The following is a 20,527-nucleotide window of genomic DNA, read 5'->3' on the forward strand; positions in this document are numbered from 1 at the left end:
GCCGGGCGAATCTAGCACTTCCCTAGATAGCGTCTTCGACAATCAGTTGCGGGACCCCCATGGAGCAGGGTTCAACCCTGGCTCTGACGCGGTAGACCCGCTCCAGCAGCTCGCTGGTGACAACGTCTTTGGTGGCACCACATGCGACCAGACGGCCCTGTTCCAGCAGCATGGCCTGGTCGGTGAAGCGTAGTGCCTGTCCCAGGTCGTGAATGGCCACGAGGATGAGCATCTCGCGCTCACTGGCCAGACGCCGCAGGATGGTCAGAAGCCCGACCTGGCGATGCAGGTCCAGCGCAGAGGTGGGTTCATCCAGCAGCAGCACCTCGGGTTCCTGCACCAAGGCTTGTGCCGCATTGACCATCTGGCGTTGGCCACCGCTTAAATCCCCGATATCCCGCTCACTCAGGTCGGCGATGCCGAGCTCCGCCAGGGCTCGTTCGACCTGGGTCAGGTCCTGTGGCTGCACCTTCATGCCGCGCCCTTGCATGCGAGCCAGCAACACCGCTTCATAGACGGTCAGCACTGCGCTGGCGCCGTTGTCCTGGGTCATGTAGGCCATCGGGCGATCTTGCCGCGCGCCTTCCAGAATGGCCTGTCCGGATCCCTTAAGTACGCCGAAGACGCGACGAAACAGGGTCGACTTGCCAGCGGCGTTAGGGCCCAGCAGCGCCACGACCTGGCCGCCATGAAAGGTCGGGGTAGTGATCTCGGCAAGAATCTGGCGCCGACCGTAGCGCGCCGAAAGACGATCAAGACGTAGGCTTACCATGAGGCCTTCTTATGATTGAGCACGAGAAACAGGAAGAAGGGGATTCCCACCAGCGAGGTGATGATACCGATGGGGATGACCGTGCCTGGCAGGATCACCTTGGACAGCACTGAGCCAATGGACAGAATCAGGGCGCCACACAGGGCGGATCCCGGCAGGAAGAAGCGTTGATCCTCTCCGACCAGCAGGCGGGCGATGTGGGGCCCGACCAGACCGATAAAGCCGATGGTACCGACAAAGGCGACGGAGACCGCTGCCAGCAGGGAGACCAGCACCAGCACTTCGAGGCGCAGCCGCCGAGGCTTCAGCCCCATGCTTTCCGCCTTGGTGTCGCCCAGACGCATCGCCGTCAGCGCCCAGCCGTGACGGGCCAGCAGCGGCACCACCAGCAGCAAGACGCCGAGGGCGATCCATAGCTTGGGCCAGGTTGCCTTGGTCAGGCTGCCCATGGTCCAGAAGACGACGGCAGATACCGCTTGCTGGCTGGCAAAGAACTGAATCAGCGCCATCAGGGAATTGAAGATGAAGACCATGGCGATGCCTAGCAGCACGATGGTCTCGATAGTGACGCCACGCTTGAGGCTAAGCGCATGAATGAGGAACGCCGTGAGCATGGCCATGACAAAGGCGTTGATGGGGATGACGTAGTCCAGTGCTGCCGGGATGATGGCAACGCCGAAGGCCAGCGCCAGGGCCGCGCCAAAGCTGGCACCGGCAGAGATACCCAGGGTGAAAGGGCTGGCCAGAGGATTGCTGAGGATGGTCTGCATCTGGGCGCCGGCAATGGACAGGCTGGCACCGACGACCAGGGCCATCAAGGCGACAGGCATGCGTATTTCCCAGACGATGACCCGCGCCTGTGCCTCGACCTGGTCAGGCGTCAGCAGAGCCGCGACTACCTCGGCGAGGGTGAAGCGGGCTGGCCCCAGTGCCAGGTCGATACATAGGCTGAGTGCCAGGGCTGCCACCAGCGCCGCCAGAATGATCTGGCGGCGCAGGACCAGTGCACGATAGGCGTCGCGACCGCTGTGATGGACGACCGCCGTACTGTCATTGCTCATCCAGAGTGATCCAGTAGCCGGGCTCGTAGTCGGTGGGCAGGAAGCGCTCGTGCAGCTCCTGGAAGGTTGCCTCGGGGTCCAGGTCCTCGAACAGTTCGGGGTGGAGCCACTTGGCCAGTTGCTGTACTGCCACAAAGTAGTAGGGACTGTTGTAGAACTGGTGCCAGATGGCGTGGAACTGACCCTGCTCCACGGCAGTGATGCCGGTCATTGCAGTGCGCTGCGTCAGCCGTTCCAGCTTGGTGCGAGCCGCGTCCATGTCAGCGCCAGGGCCCATGCCAACCCAGTTGCCGCCAGGCACATAGGCGTCCCAGTTGCCACCGGTGACCACCACGTGGTCAGGATTGGCGGCAATGATCTGCTCCGGGTTGAGGGTGCCGAAGGTGGTGGGGATGATGCCGTCGGCGATGTTGCTGCCCCCCGCCAGTTCGACGTATTCACCGAAGTTGCCGGGCCCGAAGCTCATGCAGCAGTCATCCGAGTAGCCACCGGCGCGATCGATGAATACGCTGGGACGCTCGGGATTCGCTTTTGCGATCACATCGGTCACTTTGGCCAGCTGTTCTTCCGAGAAGTCGATGAAGGCCTCGGCCTGTTGCTGCTTGCCGAGCAGCTCGCCCATCAGGCGCATGGAGGGAATCGTATGCGCCAGCGGATCCTCGCGGAAGTCCACGTAGACGATCGGAATGTCGAGCTCTGCCAGCTTGTCATCGTAGCCTGCGTCTTCCGTAGCGGCGCGAGCTTCCAGGTTCATCAGGACCACGTCGGGAGACAGCGAGGCGGCCTGCTCGACGTCGAAGGTGCCGTCCTTGAAGCCGCCGAATGTCGGCAGCTCCAGCAACTCGGGAAACTTCTCGGCGTAGCGCGAGTAGCTGTCCGGGTCGGCCTGGGAGAAGTCTTCACGCCATCCCACCACGCCTGCAAAGGGAGCGTCGGGCTGAAGTGCGCCCAGCAGATAGATCTGGCGGCCTTCGCCAAGAATGACTCGCTCAACCGGGGTCTCGAGGGTGACCTGGCGTCCGGCCACATCCGTGACAGTAGTAGTATCGGCCATGGCGGCCGCAGCCGCGAACGGGGACAGGGCCGCTAGGCCAAACATCATGAAAGGTTTCATCGAGACTGGGTTCTCAGGTGGTGAAGGACGGCCGAGTGCCCTGCATACATGGCTTGGGGGCGATCCAGGTGTCTTCCGTCGCAGAAAAGGCAACGCTGCGTTGCCTGACGTGGCGCGTGAGTCGGCGCTATTCTACTGCGACGTATTCGTATTCGTAAAAACGGTGAACAGTATGGTGGATTCCCAGGCTATCGTCGAGACGTCATCCGGGCAGCGCTTGATCAATCGGCTGTGCAAGCACTGGGCGCACAAGCTCGAGGTGGATGCGGCGTCGGGACGGGTGGTTTTCCCTGGTGGCGAGTGTCTGATGACCGCGTCAGAGACGCAGCTCAAGGTGGACCTTGAGGCGCAGGACGCGGAGCAGCTGGCACGCTTGCAGGGCGTGGTGGCCAGCCACCTGGAGCGTATGGCCAGCAAGGAGACGCTGCGCATTCACTGGCAGTAGTAAGCTGTCATAGCCAGCCGGCTCGTCGAAAGTGACGATAAAGCGCGCCGCAGCATAGTCCCATGGCCCCCAGTGCCATGGGATAGCCCATGCGCCAGTCCAGTTCTGGCATATGCGTGAAGTTCATTCCCCATACGCCGGCAAGAATGGTCGCCACGGCGAAAATGGCCGCCCAGGAAGCCAGGCGTTTCTGCACCTCTCCTTCGTCGATGGCAATCATGGCCAGGTTGACCTGAATGGCGGTGGTGATCGTCTCGCGGATGGTGTCGACGGCAGCTTCAATGCGATGCAAGTGGTCGTAGACGTCACGAAAGTAATCCTGGGTGCCTTGGCAGAGCGCGGGCACGCGTCCGCCAAATAGATGGGCACTGGCTTCGGCCAGCGGGTTCACCGCATGCTTGACGCACATGATGCTGCGCTTGAGCTGATAGAGACGTTTCAGGCTGGTTCTTGCGTTGCCTTTGACGAACATCTGTTCCTCGATGCTTTCAAGCTCTGCCTCCAGGCTCTCGAGAATCGGAAAATAGCGGTCTACCACCACATCCATCAGCGCATACAGCACGAAGGCCGGCCCCTGTTTGAGGAGTTCTGGCTCTCGCTCGCACCGGTGCCTGACATCGGTAAACCCGCGATGGTGGTGCTGGCGTACCGACAGCACATAGCCAGGTCCCGCGAAGATGGCCAGCTGGCCGAACTGGATCTCCTCCTGTAGCGCCGACATCATCTGGGTCACCACGAACAAGGCATCCCCATACTCTTCCACCTTGGGGCGCTGGTGGCCTGCCAGGGCATCCTCCACCGCCAGTTCGTGCAGCCCGAATACCTCCTGGAAGGTGGCCAGTTCGTCTGCGTCCGGATCATGCAGGGCGACCCACACGAAGCGATGGGGATGGGCAAGGTGGGCGGCCACCTCACTGGCATCAATGTCGCAGAGCCGACGACCCTCTTCATAGGCTACGCAGTTGATGATCATGGCTACCTCCCCCGTGCGATCGAGATGTCGTTGCTGAAAAGGTAGCTGGTGCTGTCGCTGGTCATCCGTCTTTGCAGTGCGAGGCACAGCAACGTGGTGACGGTCCCTTGGCAAAACGGCTCGGACTATCTATCTTTATATAAAGATACTTTGCATAAAGATAGCTGTTCGAGCGGCGAGGGAGAGCGGTCATGACAGAGACAGGGCCATCAGGTGGCAACAGGGACATCGGTCCAGCGGCAGGTTCGGCCAACATCGATGCTGCGGGCGAAAAAGATGCCATAGACCGCCTTCAGGACGAGTGGCGGCGCGCGCTACCTGCACAGGATCCCGCGGATATGGGGATTTTTACGCGTCTTTACCGAGTGCTGAAGCACGTGGATCGACGAGTGAATGCGGTTTTTCGTGAGCACGGCCTGAAAGAGGGTGAGTTCGACCTGCTCGCCACTCTGTATCGACGTGATGCTCCTGACGGTTTGACACCCAATGAGCTGTGCGAGGCTGTGGTGCTGACCTCAGGGGCCATGACACATCGCCTCGACCGCCTGGTGGAGCGGGGGTTGGTGGAGCGGGTGGCGCATCCCAGCGATCGCCGAAGCGTGCTGGTCAGACTGAGCGAGGCGGGTAGAGCCATGATCCCTGGCCTGCTCGATGCCTACCTGGAGTCGCTGGCACAGATGCGCTCAGGGCTCGCTGATGAGCAAGCAGATGCCCTGGCCAATGGGCTGCGTCAACTGTTGCTGACATTGGAGGAGCGCCAATGAGCTCGCTAGCCCGGTCTTCCTGGAGGGCTGGCGCCTTGCCTGCCCATCTTGGCATGGTGTTGTGGGCCTTGCTGGTGGGGCTGTCATTCCCGGCCGTCGGGCTGCTCAGTCAAGGACTGCCGCCGCTTGCGCTGACATCGTTACGCTTCGTGATTGCAGCGGCTGCGGTGTTGCCGCTGGTTTGGCGGGCGCCAGGCCTTTGCCCCAGTCGTCCCGGGCTGCTGCTGTATGGGCTGATGGGGCTGTGTCTGGCAGGTTTCTTCGGCGCCATGTTCTGGGTGGCGCACCTGACCAGTGCCCTGTCCATGGCCACCTTGTTCGTGAGCGTACCGCTGCTGGCGTACTGCCTTGGGCGACTGGTGGGCGTTGAGGATCCTGCGCTATCGCTGCTGGGGCTGCTGTTGCTGGGGGCGGCAGGCGCCATCGCGTTGGCGTGGGCCGAGGCAGGGGGTTCCTTTGCCAATATGCGCCTAGGCACGGGGGAGCTGGTCTTCTTCCTGGGCTGCATCGCCTCTGCGCTGTATCCGGTGCTGTCGAAACTGGGCTTGGCCAGAGGTTGGCTGTCGCCCCATGCGGGGGTGCGAACGCTGTGGAGCCTGGTGCTGGGGGCGCTGCTGATCGGCTTGCTGGGTGTCGCGGCCGGGGATTCGACCGCCTTGCTACAGATGACCTCCAGAGATCTCGGGATCTTGGTGTATCTCGGTCTGTTCTCCAGTGGCATGACGTTCTGGCTGCAGCAGTATGCTACGGCCACGCTGACTCCAGCAGGGGTCACTGCCTATGGCTATCTCGTGCCGTTTGTCTCGATGTGGCTGCTATTCGTGCAGATGCCGACGCGCATATCCTGGCTGTGGTTGCCTGGGAGTGTGCTGGTCGTTGCCGCCATTGTGCTGCTGTTGCGACGGGACATGCGCCAACGGCGCCACACAGTGCCCAGGACGGATGCTGAGCCGGGATGTCGAATGGGGTAAGTACACTTCGTTAGTTGTGCGGTAATGCGCAAATCTCGCTTTCGTATGCGTTTGTATCTAAATGTGACGTGACGTTATCTCTGGCGGGCGGTAAAGGTGGCTCATCGGCGTTTATGGCCATGGAGCTCGTCATGTCAGGTATCTGTTCTTCTTCCTTTACAAACCGACAGCCAGAGCAAGGCCCAGCCACTGACTCGGAGTCATTTGCACCCTCTTCTTCCGTGGCTGATGCGGGTGGGCCAGCCATGGCGTCATCTGGCGACGGTTTTTCCGACGCCTTGGCCGAGCGCTACGACCAGCTGGCTCAAGATCCCCGCTACTGTATTTTTACCGGGTCGGTGCTGCACTACCTGGGGCTGGAGGAAGGGGTTGTCGGCAAGCGGGTGCTCGATGTGGGGTGTGGCAACGGCGACCTGGCGGCAGATATGCGTCGTCAGGGTGCGAGTGAGGTGGTGGGCGTCGATATCAGCCCCGCGCAGATAGCCCTGGCCAGACAGCGCCATGGTGGGTTCGGCATGACGTTCCGTGTGGAGGATGCCTATCAGCCGCTAGCCCTGCCCGAGGCGCCCTTCGATACCTTGGTCAGCGTCTTTGCCTTCCATTTCATTCAGGATCCAGAGCAGTTGGCTCGTGCGTGTCGCAATCTCTTCGAGGCGCTGAAGCCTGGCGGCCTGCTGGTGTGGCTGGATATCACCCATGACTATGTGTTCGATCCAAAGCGAATGGCGCGGCTGGAAGCCTTGACCAGCTATCGCTATGACCCTGGGGTGGCGCCGGGGCAGCGTCCGGCTCCCTGGAGTCGCGTGGCGGGTCAGGTGCGCTCGGGGTCTGCCTGGTTACCGGTGGACCATGTGGCCATTCCCGGCAGAACCGTGGTCGAAACGCTGCAGCGCGTGGGCTTTTCGCAGGTCCGGCGCGAGCCGTTGCGATTTCCTGATGCCGAGTCAGCTTGGTTGTGGGGGCCAGAGGGCTTCAATCATCACCTGCTGGTGGCCCGTCGCTAGACATTGGTGGTCCCGCTGGAAGGGGAGTGTCAGCGAGGCCCTGACGCAGGCGGAAGCAGCTCAGCAGATTGCGCTGAAGTGCACTGAAGTTGTCGTCGCTGACCATCAGGATGCTGCCTTCTGGCAGCCTTGCCAGTCCTTCCATGTTGTCGATTCGCCAGCCGTCTCCTGCAGACAGGCTGGCAAGACGTGTGACGTCGACGGTCGGGGGTTGGTGCAGTTCGACCAGGCTCAGGGTGATGGTCAGAGGGTGTGGTGGGGTGAACGCCCGCTCCAGGGCCAGCAGACGGGGCGAGCGAGTGCTGGCAGCGTCTTCGAGTGTCAGTAGCTCTGTCAGTGCGCTGCCAGGTGCCGATGCCAAGGGGTAGTGCCAGCGGGTGACCGGTGTGTCGTCGCCGGGCAGGCTGAACAGCAGCGTATGGCGGCTTGAGACGTCGTCGGAGGGAGGCTGTGGCATGTCGGTCGGTGGGGCTTCCAGTCCCGCGAGCAGGCCGATGCCGGGCACCCAGGCAAGCGCCTCCAGGCTCTGGTTGTCAGCAGCGCTGGCCGTCAAAGGGGAGCGTATGATCCGTCCGCTTGATACACCGGTGGTGGTGAAGCCTTCGACGCGGTGATCCTGTTCAAAGCCCACCAGCAGCTGCGTATTGCCTGCAACGTTGTCGCGGTCATTCATCAGTACCAGAGACTCGGCGTCTGCCGCCTTGCCTTCCAGGCGGCGACCGTCTCGGTCCGCCAGTCGGTGGCTCGATAGCGCCGTGAGGTCAACCAGCCGGCCATCGCGAAATACGGGGGTCGCCTGGTGTAGGCGTCCACGATCCGATAGCAGATACAGGCGCTGTTCATCGTTGTCCCAGGCCATGGCGGACAGCCCGCCCAGGGGCACCGGCGAGACATCATCAAGCGGCTGCCATTCGCCGGGTAGCGCCAGGGTGCCGCAGAACTCGAGCGCTGCCGGCGCGGGGGCATCACCCTGAAGGTTGGCGGAGGCGACCTGGGTAGTGCAGCCGCTGAGCCACGACGACAGGATGATCAGTCCGATGGCCAGGCAGTGTGGGGGCAGGGGCTTGGGCAACATGGAGGCCTCATTGAAGCGTGGGCAAGGCATTGTGGTGTGGCATTGGTATACTGCGCCAAGTTTCTTGCAGTTTTATCATTGGTCAGCGCTGGAGTTTGCATGAGTTCAACCGCCCCTCGTATTGCTATTGTCGGCGTCGCCGGTCGCATGGGTCGCACCCTGGTCAACGCCGTCGCCCAGGATGAAGCGGCTTCTCTCGCCGGTGGTATCGTTGAGCCGGGCAGTTCGCTGACGAACGCAGACCTGGGAGAGCTCGCGGGTATCGGTCGGCTGGAGGTGACTGCGGTCGATTCCCTGGACGCTATCGTCGATGATTTTGACGTCTTGATCGACTTCACCGCGCCAAAGGTGACGCTGGCCAACCTGGCGTTCTGCGCCCAGCATGGCAAGGCGATCGTGATTGGCACCACGGGCTTGTCCGATGACGAGCTGGCCGAGCTCGACAGCTATCGCGACCGGGTCGCCATGGTGTTTGCGCCCAACATGAGTGTCGGTGTGAATCTGACGCTGAAGTTGCTGGAAACCGCGGCGAAGGCGCTTGGCGATGAAGGTTACGACATCGAAGTGATCGAGTCCCATCATCGACACAAGGTGGATGCCCCCTCCGGCACGGCGCTGCGCATGGGCGAGGTGGTTGCCGCCGCTCTGGATCGTGATCTCAAGGAGCACGGTGTGTTTGAGCGCGTCGGCCAGTGCGGCCCCCGTGATGCCAAGGAGATTGGCTTCGCTACCGTGCGTGCAGGGGATATCGTCGGTGAGCACACCGTGATGTTTGCGACGGAAGGTGAGCGCATCGAGATCACCCACAAGGCGTCTAGCCGCATGACCTTTGCCCGCGGTGCTGTGCGCGCTGCGCGCTGGGTGGCCGGGCGCGATGCCGGACGCTATGGCATGAACGATGTGCTGGGGCTTGAGTAAGTCTGTCTGGTCGCAACGTTCGGTGGCAAAGGCTGCCGGGGGTTGATGCGTGAACGGGGGTAGTCAGATACCTCTGAATGCTGTAACATTCCAAAAATTTCGGCCGAGCCGGGCATGAAAGTGCCGCCCAGAAAGCGCATTTAACGACGCTTGCTGGCGTAGTGTGGCGGCCGTGCATTCCGAGCGAATGACAACAAGCGGGATGAAACCGGTCAAACACCGGGTTTCGTCCCGCTTTTTTACGGCCCGGCCCCTCGTGTGCTTGTCATGCGGCGGGCCGGGTCGGTGCCGAATGGCCTGGCGACAGGCTGTCACGGGCGGTGGCAGCGGTCGTGGATACCTTGACGAGCTTTGGGAGGACGTAGCGTTGAACAAACCCGCAATATTGGCCCTGGAAGATGGCAGCGTATTCCACGGCACGGCCATTGGTGCAGACGGGCAGACCAGTGGCGAAGTGGTGTTCAATACGGCCATGACCGGCTATCAGGAAATTCTCACCGACCCTTCCTACTCTCGACAGATCGTCACGCTGACCTACCCTCATATTGGCAATACCGGCATCAATCCCGAAGACATCGAGTCTTCCAGCATCGCCGCCGCGGGCCTCGTCATCCGCGACCTCCCGTTGGTTGCCAGTAACTTCCGCTCCACCCAGAGCCTGTCCGATTATCTCGCCAGTCAGAATGTCGTCGGTATCGCAGATATCGATACGCGCCGCCTGACGCGCATTCTGCGCGACAAGGGGGCCCAGAATGGCGCCATCCTGGCGGGCAGCGAGGCCGAGGGCGATGACGCCGTAGCGCGCGCGCTGGAAGCCGCGCGTGCCTTCCCGGGGCTCAAGGGCATGGATCTGGCGAAGGTGGTGTCCTGTAGCGAAGCGTACGAATGGAATGAAGGCGAATGGCAGCTGGGCGAAGGCTACGTTGACGCTGCTGCCGGCGAGCGCCCCTTCCACGTGGTGGCCTACGACTATGGGGTCAAGTTCAATATTCTGCGTATGCTGGCCAGCCGCGGGTGCAAGTTGACGGTGGTGCCGGCGCAGACGCCAGCGGCTGAGGTGCTGGCGATGAAGCCCGATGGCGTGTTCCTGTCCAACGGCCCCGGCGACCCCGAGCCCTGTGACTATGCCATTGAGGCAATCCGCGAGATTCTGACCACCCAGGTGCCGGTCTTTGGTATCTGTCTGGGTCACCAGCTGCTGGCGCTGGCCAGTGGGGCAACCACGGTCAAGATGAATCATGGTCATCACGGTGCCAACCACCCGGTGCAGGATCTCGATTCCGGGCATGTGATGATCACCAGTCAGAACCACGGCTTTGCCGCCGACGAGACATCGCTTCCGGACACCCTGCGAGCGACCCACCGCTCCCTGTTTGACGGCACCTTGCAAGGTATCGAGCGTACCGATTGCCCGGCCTTCAGCTTCCAGGGTCACCCCGAGGCGAGCCCAGGCCCCCGCGATGTGGCGCCGCTGTTCGACCGCTTCATCGACATGATGCAAAACCGTCGTTAAGGCGCTCACCCAGACTCCGGTTCATCGTCCAATTTTCTTGCGGGAAGCACCATGCCCAAGCGTACAGACCTGAAAAGCATCCTTATCATCGGCGCAGGCCCGATCGTCATCGGTCAGGCCTGCGAGTTCGACTACTCCGGCGCCCAGGCCTGCAAGGCCCTGCGTGAAGAAGGGTTCCGCGTCATCCTGGTCAACTCGAACCCGGCGACGATCATGACCGATCCCGCCATGGCCGACGCTACCTATATCGAGCCGATCACCTGGCAGGCAGTAGAAAAGATCATCGAGGCTGAACGCCCCGATGCGGTGCTGCCGACCATGGGGGGGCAGACCGCGCTGAACTGCGCACTGGACCTGGATCGTCACGGTGTCCTGGAAAAGTATGGCGTTGAGATGATCGGGGCCAATGCCGACACTATCGACAAGGCCGAGGATCGCGACCGCTTCGACAAGGCGATGAAGAATATCGGTCTGGAGTGCCCCAAGGCCAAGATCGCTCACAGCATGGACGAGGCCTGGGAGATTCAGAGCGAGCTGGGCTTCCCGGCCATCATCCGGCCGTCCTTCACCATGGGCGGGTCTGGCGGCGGCGTCGCGTACAACAAGGAAGAGTTCAAGGAAATCTGCCATCGTGGCTTTGAGCTCTCTCCGACCCATGAGCTGTTGATCGACGAATCGCTGCTGGGGTGGAAGGAATACGAGATGGAGGTCGTTCGCGACAAGAACGACAACTGCATCATCGTTTGTGCCATCGAGAACTTTGACCCCATGGGAGTCCACACGGGTGACTCCATTACCGTGGCGCCTGCGCAGACGCTGACGGACAAGGAATATCAGATCATGCGTGACGCTTCTCTCGCGGTGCTGCGCGAGATCGGCGTCGAGACCGGTGGCTCCAACGTCCAGTTTGGCGTGGACCCCGAGACCGGGCGCATGGTGGTCATCGAGATGAACCCGCGTGTATCGCGCTCCTCTGCGCTGGCCTCCAAGGCCACCGGCTTCCCGATTGCCAAGATCGCTGCCAAGCTGGCGGTGGGCTACACCCTGGATGAGCTGCAGAACGATATTACCGGCGGGCGCACTCCGGCCTCGTTCGAGCCGTCCATTGACTACGTCGTCACCAAGATTCCGCGTTTCACCTTCGAGAAGTTTCCCCAGGCCAATGACCGCCTGACCACCCAGATGAAGTCGGTGGGTGAGGTCATGGCGATCGGTCGGACCTTCCAGGAGTCTCTGCAGAAGGCCCTGCGCGGCATGGAGACCGGTAATGATGGCCTCGATCCCATCGTGACCGACTTCAGCGCCGACAACATGGCGCTGATCAAGGGCGAGCTGCAGGCTGCCGGTGCCGAGCGCATCTTCTACATCGCCGACGCCATGCGTTCCGGCATGAGCGTGGAAGACGTCTTTGAACTGACCAATATCGACCCCTGGTTCCTGGTCCAGCTCGAAGATATCGTCAAGATCGAGCAGGATCTGGCCAGTCGCTCGCTGTCCTCGCTGGATGCCCGTGAGATCTATCGCCTCAAGCGCAAGGGCTTCGGTGACGCGCGCCTGGCCAAGGTGCTTGGCGTGTCCGAGGACGATGTGCGCAAGGCGCGCCAGGATGCCGGTATCCGCCCGGTGTACAAGCGGGTAGACACCTGTGCCGCCGAGTTTGCCTCCGACACCGCCTACATGTACTCGACCTATGAGGAAGAGTGCGAGGCCGAGGTCAGCGACCGCCAGAAGATCATGGTGCTGGGTGGAGGTCCGAACCGTATCGGCCAGGGTATCGAGTTCGACTACTGCTGCGTCCATGCCGCCTTCGCCATGCGCGATGACGGCTACGAGACCATCATGGTCAACTGCAACCCCGAGACCGTGTCCACCGACTACGATACCTCTGACCGTCTGTACTTCGAGCCGGTGACTCTGGAGGACGTGCTCGAGATCGCCGACAAGGAAAAGCCGGTCGGCGTGATCGTCCAGTTCGGTGGCCAGACGCCGCTGAAGCTTGCCCGTGCCCTCGAGGCCGCTGGTGTGCCGATCATTGGTACTACCCCGGATGCGATCGACCGTGCCGAGGACCGCGAGCGTTTCCAGCAGATGATCGACAAGCTGGGTCTGAAGCAGCCCCCCAATGCCACCGCCAGAAGCTTCGATGAGGCCTTCTCCAAGGCCGAAGCGATCGGCTACCCGCTGGTGGTGCGCCCGAGCTACGTGCTGGGCGGCCGGGCCATGGAGATCGTCTACGACGCCAGCGAGCTCGAGAACTACATGACCCATGCGGTCAAGGTCTCCAATGACTCGCCGGTATTGCTCGACCATTTCCTCAGTGCGGCGGTCGAGGTGGATATCGATGCAGTGTCCGACGGCGATCAGGTCGTGATCGGCGGCATCATGCAGCACGTGGAGCAGGCCGGTGTGCACTCGGGCGACTCCGCCTGTGCGCTGCCGCCGTACTCGCTGCCGGCGGACGTCCAGGACGAGATGCGCGAGCAGGTCAAGCGCATGGCCGTCGAGCTGGGCGTGAAGGGTCTGATGAACGTCCAGCTGGCCTGGCAGGACGGCGAAATCTACGTCATCGAGGTCAACCCGCGTGCCTCGCGCACCGTGCCCTTCGTATCCAAGTGCATCGGCACCTCGCTGGCGCAGGTTGCCGCCCGCTGCATGGCTGGCGTCAGCCTCAAGGAGCAAGGGTTCGAGCGGGAGATCGTGCCGCATTTCTATAGCGTCAAGGAAGCGGTGTTCCCGTTCAACAAGTTCCCCGGTGTGGATCCGATCCTGTCGCCGGAAATGAAGTCCACCGGCGAGGTGATGGGCTCTGGCGAGACCTTTGCCGAGGCCTTTTACAAGGCTCAGCTGGGTGCTGGCGAGGCGATCCCGCCGCTGACCGGTGATCGCAAGGCGTTCCTGTCGGTACGCGAGCCGGACAAGGCGGGTGTTATCGAAGTGGCGCGTTCTCTGGTAACATTGGGCTTCACACTCTGTGCGACCCGAGGAACGGCGGCAGCCCTTGAACAGGCTGGTCTGCCCGTTGAGGTCGTCAGTAAGGTTTACGAAGGCCGGCCGCACATCGTCGATTCCATCAAGAACGACGAGATCGCCTATATCGTCAATACCACCGAGGGCCGCCAGGCCATCAACGACTCCTCGGTGATCCGCCGCACCGCACTCGCCCACAAGGTTCCCTATGCCACGACGCTGGCAGGGGCCAGTGCCGTTTGCTTGGCGCTCGAGTACGGCAATGCCGTTACCGTGCGGCGGCTACAGGAACTGCATGCAGGAGCGAATACATGAACAAGGTCCCGATGACCGTCGCCGGTGAGCAACGCCTGCGTGAAGAGCTCGAGCAGCTCAAGAGCGAGGCTCGCCCGACAGTGATCGCTGCCATCGCGGAAGCCCGCGAGCATGGCGACCTCAAGGAAAACGCCGAGTACCATGCTGCCCGCGAGCAGCAGGGCTTCATCGAAGGCCGTATTCAAGAGATCGAGGGCAAGCTGTCCAACGCCCAGGTCATCGACGTCACCAAGTTGCCGAAGACGGGCAAGGTGATCTTCGGCGTGACCGTCGAGCTGTTGAACCTGGATACCGACGAAGAGGTGACCTACCGCATCGTTGGTGAGGATGAGGCCGACATCAAGGAGCGTCGCATCTCCGTCACGTCACCCATTGCCCGCGCCTTGATCGGCAAGGAAGAAGGTGAAGTGGTGCTGGTGCGCACTCCTGGCGGCGAAGTCGAGTACGAGATAACCGGCGTCGAGCACATCTAAGCGCAACTCTCCCGCTCCAACGACACCGCCCCGCCAGGCAACCTGGCGGGGCGGTGTCGTTTGGTGCTAAGGCTGGCCCTGAGCCATCGCCTTCCGCGCTTGGCGGCTGACCTGGTAGCCGTCAGTGGCTAGCGCTGTCAGTGGCGGCCGTGGTGGTTCTCGAAGCGAGTGATGTTGGACAGCTTCGGGTTGGCCTTAGGGTTCTTGCGATACAGCAGGGCGACCTTGCCGATCTTCTGGATCAGCTCGGACTTGCTCTGGTTGACCAGTTCGTCCAGCACGGCGGTGCGGTCGTCGCGGTCGGGAATCGCCAGCTTCACCTTGACCAGTTCATGGTCATTGAGGGCGCGTTCGAGCTCGGCCAACAGGCCCTCGGAAATGCCGTTCTCCGAGGCCGTGACCACCGGGTCGAGGTGGTGGCCGATGCTGCGCATTGCTTTCTTTTGTGCCTGTGACAAGCTCATGGTATCTTGCTTCATTCCGTATTGGCCGTTGGGCGCGTGACCGCACATGGTACGGGTAAACCCCGTGCGGTGAAAGCGATGTCGCCTGTCGATTGTCGTCGATGGCGCCCCCGGCATCCATTTTTTCAATCGCTGTCGGCGCTTACCGGACCCCCCCATCGATACGCCTTCGACCCGGGTGTCGTCCGAACCGATACCGCGCTTCATGGTCATTCTCTGTCCAGGTGAGCGGCACTCCGAACGGAGCAGCCTGTAGACCATCTCATCCATTGGTCTCGGTCAGTCGCTTCAGGACATCGTCCCCGGCAACTTCTCTCAGGTGGTGTAGTGGCAGCCTCTCGTCCCCCTTCCAGCAAGAAATCCTCCAGCAAGAAGCCCTCGTCCAGCAAGACGAGCGCGAGCTGGCTGAAGGAGCACTTCGACGATCAGTATGTCCAGCAAAGTTGGCAGGATGGCTATCGCTCCAGGGCGAGCTACAAGCTGGTTGAGCTAGATGACAAGGACAAGCTGCTCAAGCCCGGTATGACGGTGATTGACCTGGGCGCTGCTCCAGGCGGCTGGAGTCAAATAGCGGCCGAGCGAGTGGGGGACAGTGGCGTTGTCATCGCCTCGGACATCCTGGAGATGGATGCCCTGGCGGGCGTCGATTTCGTTCAGGGAGATTTTACCGAAGACAGTGTGCTCGATGAGTTGCTGGCGCGCCTGCAAGATCGCCCGGTAGACCTTGTGATGTCGGATATGGCCCCCAATATGAGTGGTATGGCGGCGATCGATCAGCCGCAGGCCATGTACCTGGTGGAGCTGGCGCTGGACTTGGCAAGGCAGACGCTGCGTCCCGAGGGCACCTTTCTGGCGAAAGTGTTCCAGGGCGAAGGCTTTGACGAGTACCTGAAGGAGCTGCGTGGTGCCTTCCGCAAGGTTGTCACGCGCAAGCCCGGTGCCTCGCGGGCGCGCTCCCGGGAGGTGTACTTGCTGGCCCAGGGGTTCAAGGGGTAGCGGCAGCCGGCTGCCACGCCCTCGCTCCAGTAACAGGCTTCGGACACAGGCGTCGGTCTCAGCGAGTGGCGGCGAGATTCGGGGCGACGCAAGGCGTCTCGATAGCTTTCGACTAATGCTGCGATAATGTCAGATGTGCTCGCTATGAGGCCAAATTCATGGCGGGGCAGAGGTATACTGCTGGTGGCGCTCGCTGAAATCAGCGCAGTGACACCTTGGGTCGGTCGCAACAGGCTGGCTGAACAAGGCTGGCTCATGTAGTGTCGAACCCTTAGGCACCATAGGCCGACAGATTCTTGCAATTGAGGGTGGTCCCTTGAACGACATGGCGAAGAACCTGATTCTGTGGTTGGTCATCGCGGCGGTGCTGCTGACGGTGTTCAACAACTTCAGCGTCGAGAATGCACCGAACCAGATGAACTACTCACAGTTCGTCCAGCAGGTGCAAAATGAACAAGTACGCAGTGTGACCATCGATGGTTACACGATCAGCGGTGAGCGCAACGATGGCTCCAGCTTCCAGACGATTCGCCCTTCGGCGGAAGATCCGAAGCTGATGGATGATCTGCTGTCCAATAACGTGACTGTGGTGGGCAAGAAGCCCGAACAGCAGAGCTTATGGACGCGGCTGCTGATTGCCAGCTTCCCGATCCTGCTGATCCTGGCCATCTTCATGTTCTTCATGCGTCAGATGCAGGGTGGCGGCGCCGGTAAAGGCGGCCCGATGAGCTTCGGCAAGTCGAAGGCGAAGCTGCTGTCCCAGGATCAGATCAAGACGACCTTTGCGGATGTTGCTGGCTGCGATGAGGCCAAGGAAGAGGTCGAGGAGCTGGTCGACTTCCTGCGCGACCCCACCAAGTTCCAGCGTCTGGGCGGAACGATTCCCCGTGGTGTGCTGATGGTGGGCCCGCCTGGTACGGGTAAGACCCTGCTGGCGAAGTCCATCGCTGGTGAGGCCAAGGTCCCGTTTTTCTCGATCTCCGGCTCTGACTTTGTCGAGATGTTCGTGGGTGTCGGTGCTTCCCGTGTTCGCGACATGTTCGAACAGGCCAAGAAGCAGGCGCCCTGCATCATCTTCATCGACGAGATCGACGCCGTAGGTCGCTCGCGCGGTGCCGGCATGGGTGGCGGCAACGATGAGCGTGAGCAGACCTTGAACCAGTTGCTGGTCGAGATGGACGGCTTCGAGGCCAATGAAGGCATCATCGTGATCGCTGCCACCAACCGCCCCGACGTACTCGATCCGGCCCTGCTGCGCCCCGGTCGCTTCGACCGTCAGGTGGTGGTGCCGTTGCCCGATATTCGCGGTCGTGAGCACATCCTCAACGTCCACCTGCGCAAGGTGCCGCTGGCTGATGACGTCAAGCCGACCTTCATCGCTCGTGGTACCCCCGGGTTCTCCGGTGCCGACCTGGCCAACCTGGTCAACGAGGCAGCCCTGTTCTCGGCCCGCCGCAACAAGCGTCTGGTGGGTATGGAGGAGCTGGAGCTGGCCAAGGACAAGATCATGATGGGCGCCGAGCGCCGCTCCATGGTCATGACCGAAAAGGAAAAGCTGAATACCGCTTACCACGAGGCCGGCCATGCCATCATCGGTCTGGTCATGCCCGAGCATGATCCGGTGTACAAGGTCACCATTATTCCTCGTGGGCGTGCGCTGGGTGTGACGATGTTCCTGCCGGAACAGGATCGCTACAGCCTGTCGCGGCAGCAGATCATCAGTCAGATCTGCTCATTGTTCGGCGGCCGTATCGCCGAGGAAATGACGCTGGGTCCGAATGGCGTCACGACGGGGGCATCCAACGACATCAAGCGCGCCACTGAGCTTGCTCATAACATGGTGGCCAAGTGGGGGCTGTCGGAAGAGATGGGTCCGATCATGTACGACGAGGACGAGTCGCATCAGTTCCTCGGCGGCCCGGGTCAGGGCGGCGGCAAGCTCAAGTCCGGCGACACCACCACGCGCCTTGATCGGGAAGTCCGCAAGATCATCGATGGCTGCTACGAGCAGGCACAACAGATCCTCGAGGACAATCGCGACAAGCTGGATGCCATGGCCGACGCGCTGATGCAGTACGAGACCATCGATGCCGATCAGCTCAAGGACATCATGGAAGGTCGTGATCCGCGTCCACCCAAGGACTGGGATGAGCCTGGCTCCGGTGGTGGGTCTCCGGTGACCGGCGATCCCGCTGCCACTGCCGACAATGATCAGCCCAGTGCTGACAGCGAAGAAGGTGACGAGGAAGACGATGACAGTCCCGGTCGTCGTCCCTCCGACCCCCTCGGCGGCCCCGCCGGCAGCTGATGCTCTGCCCCTGACAGAGGCGCCCCACGGGGCGCCTCTGGCGTTGCAGGGGCAGCTGTCGCACGATGCTGCGATAGTGGCCCTCATCTCGTGTCTTACCATGTCTCCAGCCAGGACTTTTTCACCGATGGAATCTCGTTATCCCGCCGTGCTGCCCTGCGGCCGTCATCGGCTCGATCTCACCTTTCCCCGCGTCATGGGCATTCTTAACGTGACGCCTGATTCTTTCTCTGACGGCGGGCGCCACATGGTGATCGATGATGCCCTGCGTCACGCTGAACAGATGCTGGCGGAAGGTGCCGCCATCATTGACGTGGGTGGCGAGTCGACCCGACCGGGGGCCGCTCCGGTGAGCGCCCAGCAGGAAATGGATCGCGTTGCTCCCGTGGTTGAGGCGCTGGTGCGCGAGCTGGACGCCCTGGTGTCGGTGGATACCTCGACGCCTGAGGTAATGCGGGAAAGCGCACTGGCTGGCGCAGGCATGATCAACGACGTGCGCAACCTGCGGCGCGAAGGTGCGCTGGCAGCGGCGACCGGAACGGGGTTGCCAGTAGTGCTGATGCATATGCTGGGTGAGCCGGGCGATATGCAGGACGCACCGAGCTACCCGGAACCGGTCGAGGAAGAAGTCGCGCGCTTCCTGGAATCCCGTGTCGCAGAATGTGAGGCTGCTGGGCTGCGTCGGGAACGTATCTTGCTGGACCCGGGCTTTGGTTTCGCCAAGACGGTAGAGCATAATCTTCGCCTATTGCACCGCATGGAGCGTCTAGAAGCCCTGGGGCTTCCGCTGCTGGTCGGCATGTCTCGCAAGAGCATGATCGGCAAGGTGCTCGATCGCGCTGTCGAAGAGCGTCTGCCGGGAGGCCTGGCCTTGTCGGCGCTGGCGGTCGAGCGCGGTGCTCGCATATTGCGCGTTCACGATGTGGGGCCCCATGTGGACGCGGTGAACATGACTTGGGCCGTTCTCGAGGAAGGAGAACACCATGGCTAGACGCTACTTTGGCACGGACGGAATTCGCGGCACCGTCGGGCAGGCGCCCATCACCCCTGACTTCATGCTCAAGCTTGGATGGGCGACTGGGCGCGTGCTCGAGCCGCGCCGGCAGCGGGCGCGCGTGTTGATTGGCAAGGATACGCGGATCTCCGGCTACATGTTCGAGTCGGCCCTCGAGGCAGGGTTGTCGGCAGCTGGCGTTGACGTCATGTTGCTGGGGCCAATGCCGACGCCCGGTATTGCCTACCTGACGCGTACCTTCAGGGCGGATGCCGGCATCGTGATTTCGGCGTCCCACAACGCCTATCAGGACAATGGCATCAAGTTCTTCTCGGCCGAAGGCGCGAAGCTGGGTGATGAGATCGAAGAACGGATCGAAAAAGCCCTGGAAGAGACGCTGACCACCGTGCCGCCGGATGAGCTGGGCAAGGCAAGTCGCGTCGATGACGCTGCCGGGCGCTACATCGAGTTCTGCAAGTCGACCATTCCGGACCGCGTCAACCTGCATGGGCTGCGGATCGTCCTCGATTGCGCCCATGGGGCCACGTACCACATCGCTCCTGCGGTATTCAAAGAGTTGGGTGCCAAGGTGACCCTGGTAGGCGCCGAGCCAGATGGCCTGAATATCAACCGTGAGGTCGGCTCGACCCATCCCGCGGCGTTGCGCGCCGCAGTGATTCAGCAGGGGGCTGACCTGGGGGTGGCCTTCGATGGGGATGGCGACCGCGTGTTGATGGTCGATGCCGATGGTCATGAAATCGATGGCGACGACATGCTCTACCTGATCGCCAAGGACCGCCACGAGCGAGGCGAACTGGGTGGGGGAGTGGTCGGCACCCTGATGAGCAACTTTGGGCTGGCGGCAGCGCTGGAAGGCATGGGTGTGCCGTTCGAGCGGGCCAAGGTCGGCGACCGTTACGTGATGGAGCGACTGGCGGCCAACAACTGGTTGCTTGGCGGCGAGTCGTCGGGTCATATCGTGTGCCGCCATGTGCAGACGACGGGGGATGGTATCGTCTCGGCGCTGCAGGTGTTGTCCTACATGGTACGCGAGGAGAAGCCGCTGTCGCGGTTGCTGTACGGTTTCGAGAAAGCCCCCCAGTCACTGGTCAACGTGCGATTGCCTGCGGGTGTTGATGCCAAGGCCGTGATGGCAGAGCCTAGCCTGGACGCTGCGACCAAGGCCGTAGAGGCGGAGTTGGGTGCTGAAGGGCGAGTGCTGCTGCGTCCATCCGGCACTGAGCCGTTGATTCGCGTCATGGTCGAGGGTCGCCCCCATCTGGACGTTGAGGGGCTGGCACGTCGCCTTGCCGATGATGTGCGTGGGCTGGTGAGCTGACCCTGTCCCTTGCGGCGGCACGCTGACGCCAGTTCTGACACTATCGGGGCCGCTGCTTGGC

Annotated in this window: 18 protein-coding genes; 12 read left to right on the forward strand and 6 right to left on the reverse strand. The window is 62.0% G+C overall.

Annotated features, from left to right (window positions below; genetic code table 11):
* Positions 1–22: 22 nt before the first annotated feature.
* From KUV72_RS08600 to KUV72_RS08610, 3 genes are read right to left on the reverse strand one after another with little or no spacing between them, the layout of a single operon-like run.
* The gene (locus tag KUV72_RS08600) at positions 23–772 is read right to left on the reverse strand and encodes an ABC transporter ATP-binding protein (protein ID WP_222238014.1); all 750 of its coding nucleotides are present in this window, start codon (positions 770–772) and stop codon (positions 23–25) included.
* Positions 766–1,833 (reverse strand): FecCD family ABC transporter permease, encoded by a 1,068-nt coding sequence (locus KUV72_RS08605; RefSeq protein ID WP_222238015.1) that lies wholly within the window; start codon positions 1,831–1,833, stop codon positions 766–768. Before KUV72_RS08605 ends, KUV72_RS08600 begins: the two co-directional genes overlap by 7 nt.
* Positions 1,823–2,935, reverse strand: a complete 1,113-nt coding sequence (locus KUV72_RS08610; RefSeq protein WP_409995882.1) for an ABC transporter substrate-binding protein — start codon at positions 2,933–2,935, stop codon at positions 1,823–1,825. The genes KUV72_RS08605 and KUV72_RS08610 overlap by 11 nt, the downstream gene beginning before the upstream one ends.
* 184 nt (positions 2,936–3,119) lie before the next feature.
* Here KUV72_RS08610 and KUV72_RS08615 point away from each other — a divergent pair, with 184 nt between their 5' ends.
* On the forward strand, positions 3,120–3,392 hold the full coding sequence (locus KUV72_RS08615; protein WP_222238016.1) for a DUF2218 domain-containing protein: 273 nt from the start codon (positions 3,120–3,122) through the stop codon (positions 3,390–3,392).
* Positions 3,393–3,399: 7 nt separating this feature from the next.
* Here KUV72_RS08615 and corA read toward each other — a convergent pair whose 3' ends face one another.
* Complete coding sequence (gene corA / locus KUV72_RS08620; protein WP_222238017.1) at positions 3,400–4,365, reverse strand: magnesium/cobalt transporter CorA; 966 nt, start codon at positions 4,363–4,365, stop codon at positions 3,400–3,402.
* 191 nt (positions 4,366–4,556) lie between these two features.
* Here corA and KUV72_RS08625 point away from each other — a divergent pair, with 191 nt between their 5' ends.
* From KUV72_RS08625 to KUV72_RS08635, 3 genes are all read left to right on the forward strand, one after another.
* Positions 4,557–5,129, forward strand: coding sequence for a MarR family winged helix-turn-helix transcriptional regulator (locus KUV72_RS08625; RefSeq protein ID WP_222238018.1), 573 nt, complete (start codon positions 4,557–4,559; stop codon positions 5,127–5,129).
* Complete coding sequence (locus KUV72_RS08630) at positions 5,126–6,100, forward strand: DMT family transporter (protein ID WP_261317407.1); 975 nt, start codon at positions 5,126–5,128, stop codon at positions 6,098–6,100. Before KUV72_RS08625 ends, KUV72_RS08630 begins: the two co-directional genes overlap by 4 nt.
* Before the next feature lie 245 nt (positions 6,101–6,345).
* Positions 6,346–7,104, forward strand: a complete 759-nt coding sequence (locus tag KUV72_RS08635) for a class I SAM-dependent methyltransferase (RefSeq protein ID WP_222238019.1) — start codon at positions 6,346–6,348, stop codon at positions 7,102–7,104.
* Here KUV72_RS08635 and KUV72_RS08640 read toward each other — a convergent pair.
* Entirely contained in the window at positions 7,073–8,179 is a 1,107-nt protein-coding gene (locus KUV72_RS08640) for an esterase-like activity of phytase family protein (RefSeq protein WP_222238020.1), read from the reverse strand. The genes KUV72_RS08635 and KUV72_RS08640 overlap by 32 nt on opposite strands.
* Before the next feature lie 99 nt (positions 8,180–8,278).
* Between KUV72_RS08640 and dapB the strand changes: the two genes are divergently transcribed.
* From dapB to greA, 4 genes are all read left to right on the forward strand, one after another.
* Positions 8,279–9,097 carry a 4-hydroxy-tetrahydrodipicolinate reductase gene (gene dapB / locus KUV72_RS08645; protein ID WP_206942468.1) on the forward strand — a complete coding sequence of 273 codons (819 nt, stop codon included), beginning with the start codon at positions 8,279–8,281 and terminating at the stop codon, positions 9,095–9,097.
* 367 nt (positions 9,098–9,464) lie between these two features.
* Complete coding sequence (gene carA / locus KUV72_RS08650; RefSeq protein WP_222238021.1) at positions 9,465–10,610, forward strand: glutamine-hydrolyzing carbamoyl-phosphate synthase small subunit; 1,146 nt, start codon at positions 9,465–9,467, stop codon at positions 10,608–10,610.
* A gap of 51 nt (positions 10,611–10,661) precedes the next feature.
* Positions 10,662–13,892, forward strand: a complete 3,231-nt coding sequence (gene carB / locus KUV72_RS08655) for a carbamoyl-phosphate synthase large subunit (RefSeq protein ID WP_222238022.1) — start codon at positions 10,662–10,664, stop codon at positions 13,890–13,892.
* Positions 13,889–14,365, forward strand: coding sequence for a transcription elongation factor GreA (gene greA / locus KUV72_RS08660; RefSeq protein WP_206942482.1), 477 nt, complete (start codon positions 13,889–13,891; stop codon positions 14,363–14,365). Before carB ends, greA begins: the two co-directional genes overlap by 4 nt.
* 137 nt (positions 14,366–14,502) lie before the next feature.
* On the opposite strand, the gene yhbY is transcribed toward greA, so the two are convergent.
* A complete protein-coding gene (gene yhbY, locus KUV72_RS08665) occupies positions 14,503–14,829 on the reverse strand; it encodes a ribosome assembly RNA-binding protein YhbY (RefSeq protein WP_206942611.1) in 327 nt (108 codons plus the stop codon).
* Between the two features lie 327 nt (positions 14,830–15,156).
* Between yhbY and rlmE the strand changes: the two genes are divergently transcribed.
* The 4 genes from rlmE (at position 15,157) to glmM (ending at position 20,466) form a co-directional block, all read left to right on the forward strand.
* On the forward strand, positions 15,157–15,825 hold the full coding sequence (gene rlmE / locus KUV72_RS08670) for a 23S rRNA (uridine(2552)-2'-O)-methyltransferase RlmE (RefSeq protein WP_206942483.1): 669 nt from the start codon (positions 15,157–15,159) through the stop codon (positions 15,823–15,825).
* A gap of 316 nt (positions 15,826–16,141) precedes the next feature.
* Positions 16,142–18,133, forward strand: coding sequence for an ATP-dependent zinc metalloprotease FtsH (gene ftsH, locus KUV72_RS08675; RefSeq protein WP_222162144.1), 1,992 nt, complete (start codon positions 16,142–16,144; stop codon positions 18,131–18,133).
* A 196-nt stretch (positions 18,134–18,329) separates the two neighbouring features.
* On the forward strand, positions 18,330–19,124 hold the full coding sequence (gene folP / locus KUV72_RS08680; protein WP_222238066.1) for a dihydropteroate synthase: 795 nt from the start codon (positions 18,330–18,332) through the stop codon (positions 19,122–19,124).
* Positions 19,117–20,466 (forward strand): phosphoglucosamine mutase, encoded by a 1,350-nt coding sequence (gene glmM, locus KUV72_RS08685; RefSeq protein WP_206942485.1) that lies wholly within the window; start codon positions 19,117–19,119, stop codon positions 20,464–20,466. Before folP ends, glmM begins: the two co-directional genes overlap by 8 nt.
* The last annotated feature ends 61 nt before the right edge of the window (positions 20,467–20,527 follow it).

The sequence above is a fragment of the Halomonas sp. DP4Y7-1 genome (assembly GCF_019800705.1).
Classification (GTDB): Bacteria; Pseudomonadota; Gammaproteobacteria; order Pseudomonadales; family Halomonadaceae; genus Halomonas; species Halomonas litopenaei_A.

What these genes read in the sequence shown, in the direction of transcription:
- KUV72_RS08600 (WP_222238014.1), bottom strand. Translation starts at nt 772, where the DNA reads ATGGTAAGCCTACGTCTTGATCGTCTTTCGGCGCGCTACGGTCGGCGC.
- KUV72_RS08605 (WP_222238015.1), bottom strand. Translation starts at nt 1,833, where the DNA reads ATGAGCAATGACAGTACGGCGGTCGTCCATCACAGCGGTCGCGACGCC.
- KUV72_RS08610 (WP_409995882.1), bottom strand. Translation starts at nt 2,935, where the DNA reads ATGATGTTTGGCCTAGCGGCCCTGTCCCCGTTCGCGGCTGCGGCCGCC.
- KUV72_RS08615 (WP_222238016.1), top strand. Translation starts at nt 3,120, where the DNA reads ATGGTGGATTCCCAGGCTATCGTCGAGACGTCATCCGGGCAGCGCTTG.
- corA (WP_222238017.1), bottom strand. Translation starts at nt 4,365, where the DNA reads ATGATCATCAACTGCGTAGCCTATGAAGAGGGTCGTCGGCTCTGCGAC.
- KUV72_RS08625 (WP_222238018.1), top strand. Translation starts at nt 4,557, where the DNA reads ATGACAGAGACAGGGCCATCAGGTGGCAACAGGGACATCGGTCCAGCG.
- KUV72_RS08630 (WP_261317407.1), top strand. Translation starts at nt 5,126, where the DNA reads ATGAGCTCGCTAGCCCGGTCTTCCTGGAGGGCTGGCGCCTTGCCTGCC.
- KUV72_RS08635 (WP_222238019.1), top strand. Translation starts at nt 6,346, where the DNA reads ATGGCGTCATCTGGCGACGGTTTTTCCGACGCCTTGGCCGAGCGCTAC.
- KUV72_RS08640 (WP_222238020.1), bottom strand. Translation starts at nt 8,179, where the DNA reads ATGTTGCCCAAGCCCCTGCCCCCACACTGCCTGGCCATCGGACTGATC.
- dapB (WP_206942468.1), top strand. Translation starts at nt 8,279, where the DNA reads ATGAGTTCAACCGCCCCTCGTATTGCTATTGTCGGCGTCGCCGGTCGC.
- carB (WP_222238022.1), top strand. Translation starts at nt 10,662, where the DNA reads ATGCCCAAGCGTACAGACCTGAAAAGCATCCTTATCATCGGCGCAGGC.
- greA (WP_206942482.1), top strand. Translation starts at nt 13,889, where the DNA reads ATGAACAAGGTCCCGATGACCGTCGCCGGTGAGCAACGCCTGCGTGAA.
- yhbY (WP_206942611.1), bottom strand. Translation starts at nt 14,829, where the DNA reads ATGAGCTTGTCACAGGCACAAAAGAAAGCAATGCGCAGCATCGGCCAC.
- folP (WP_222238066.1), top strand. Translation starts at nt 18,330, where the DNA reads ATGGGCATTCTTAACGTGACGCCTGATTCTTTCTCTGACGGCGGGCGC.
- glmM (WP_206942485.1), top strand. Translation starts at nt 19,117, where the DNA reads ATGGCTAGACGCTACTTTGGCACGGACGGAATTCGCGGCACCGTCGGG.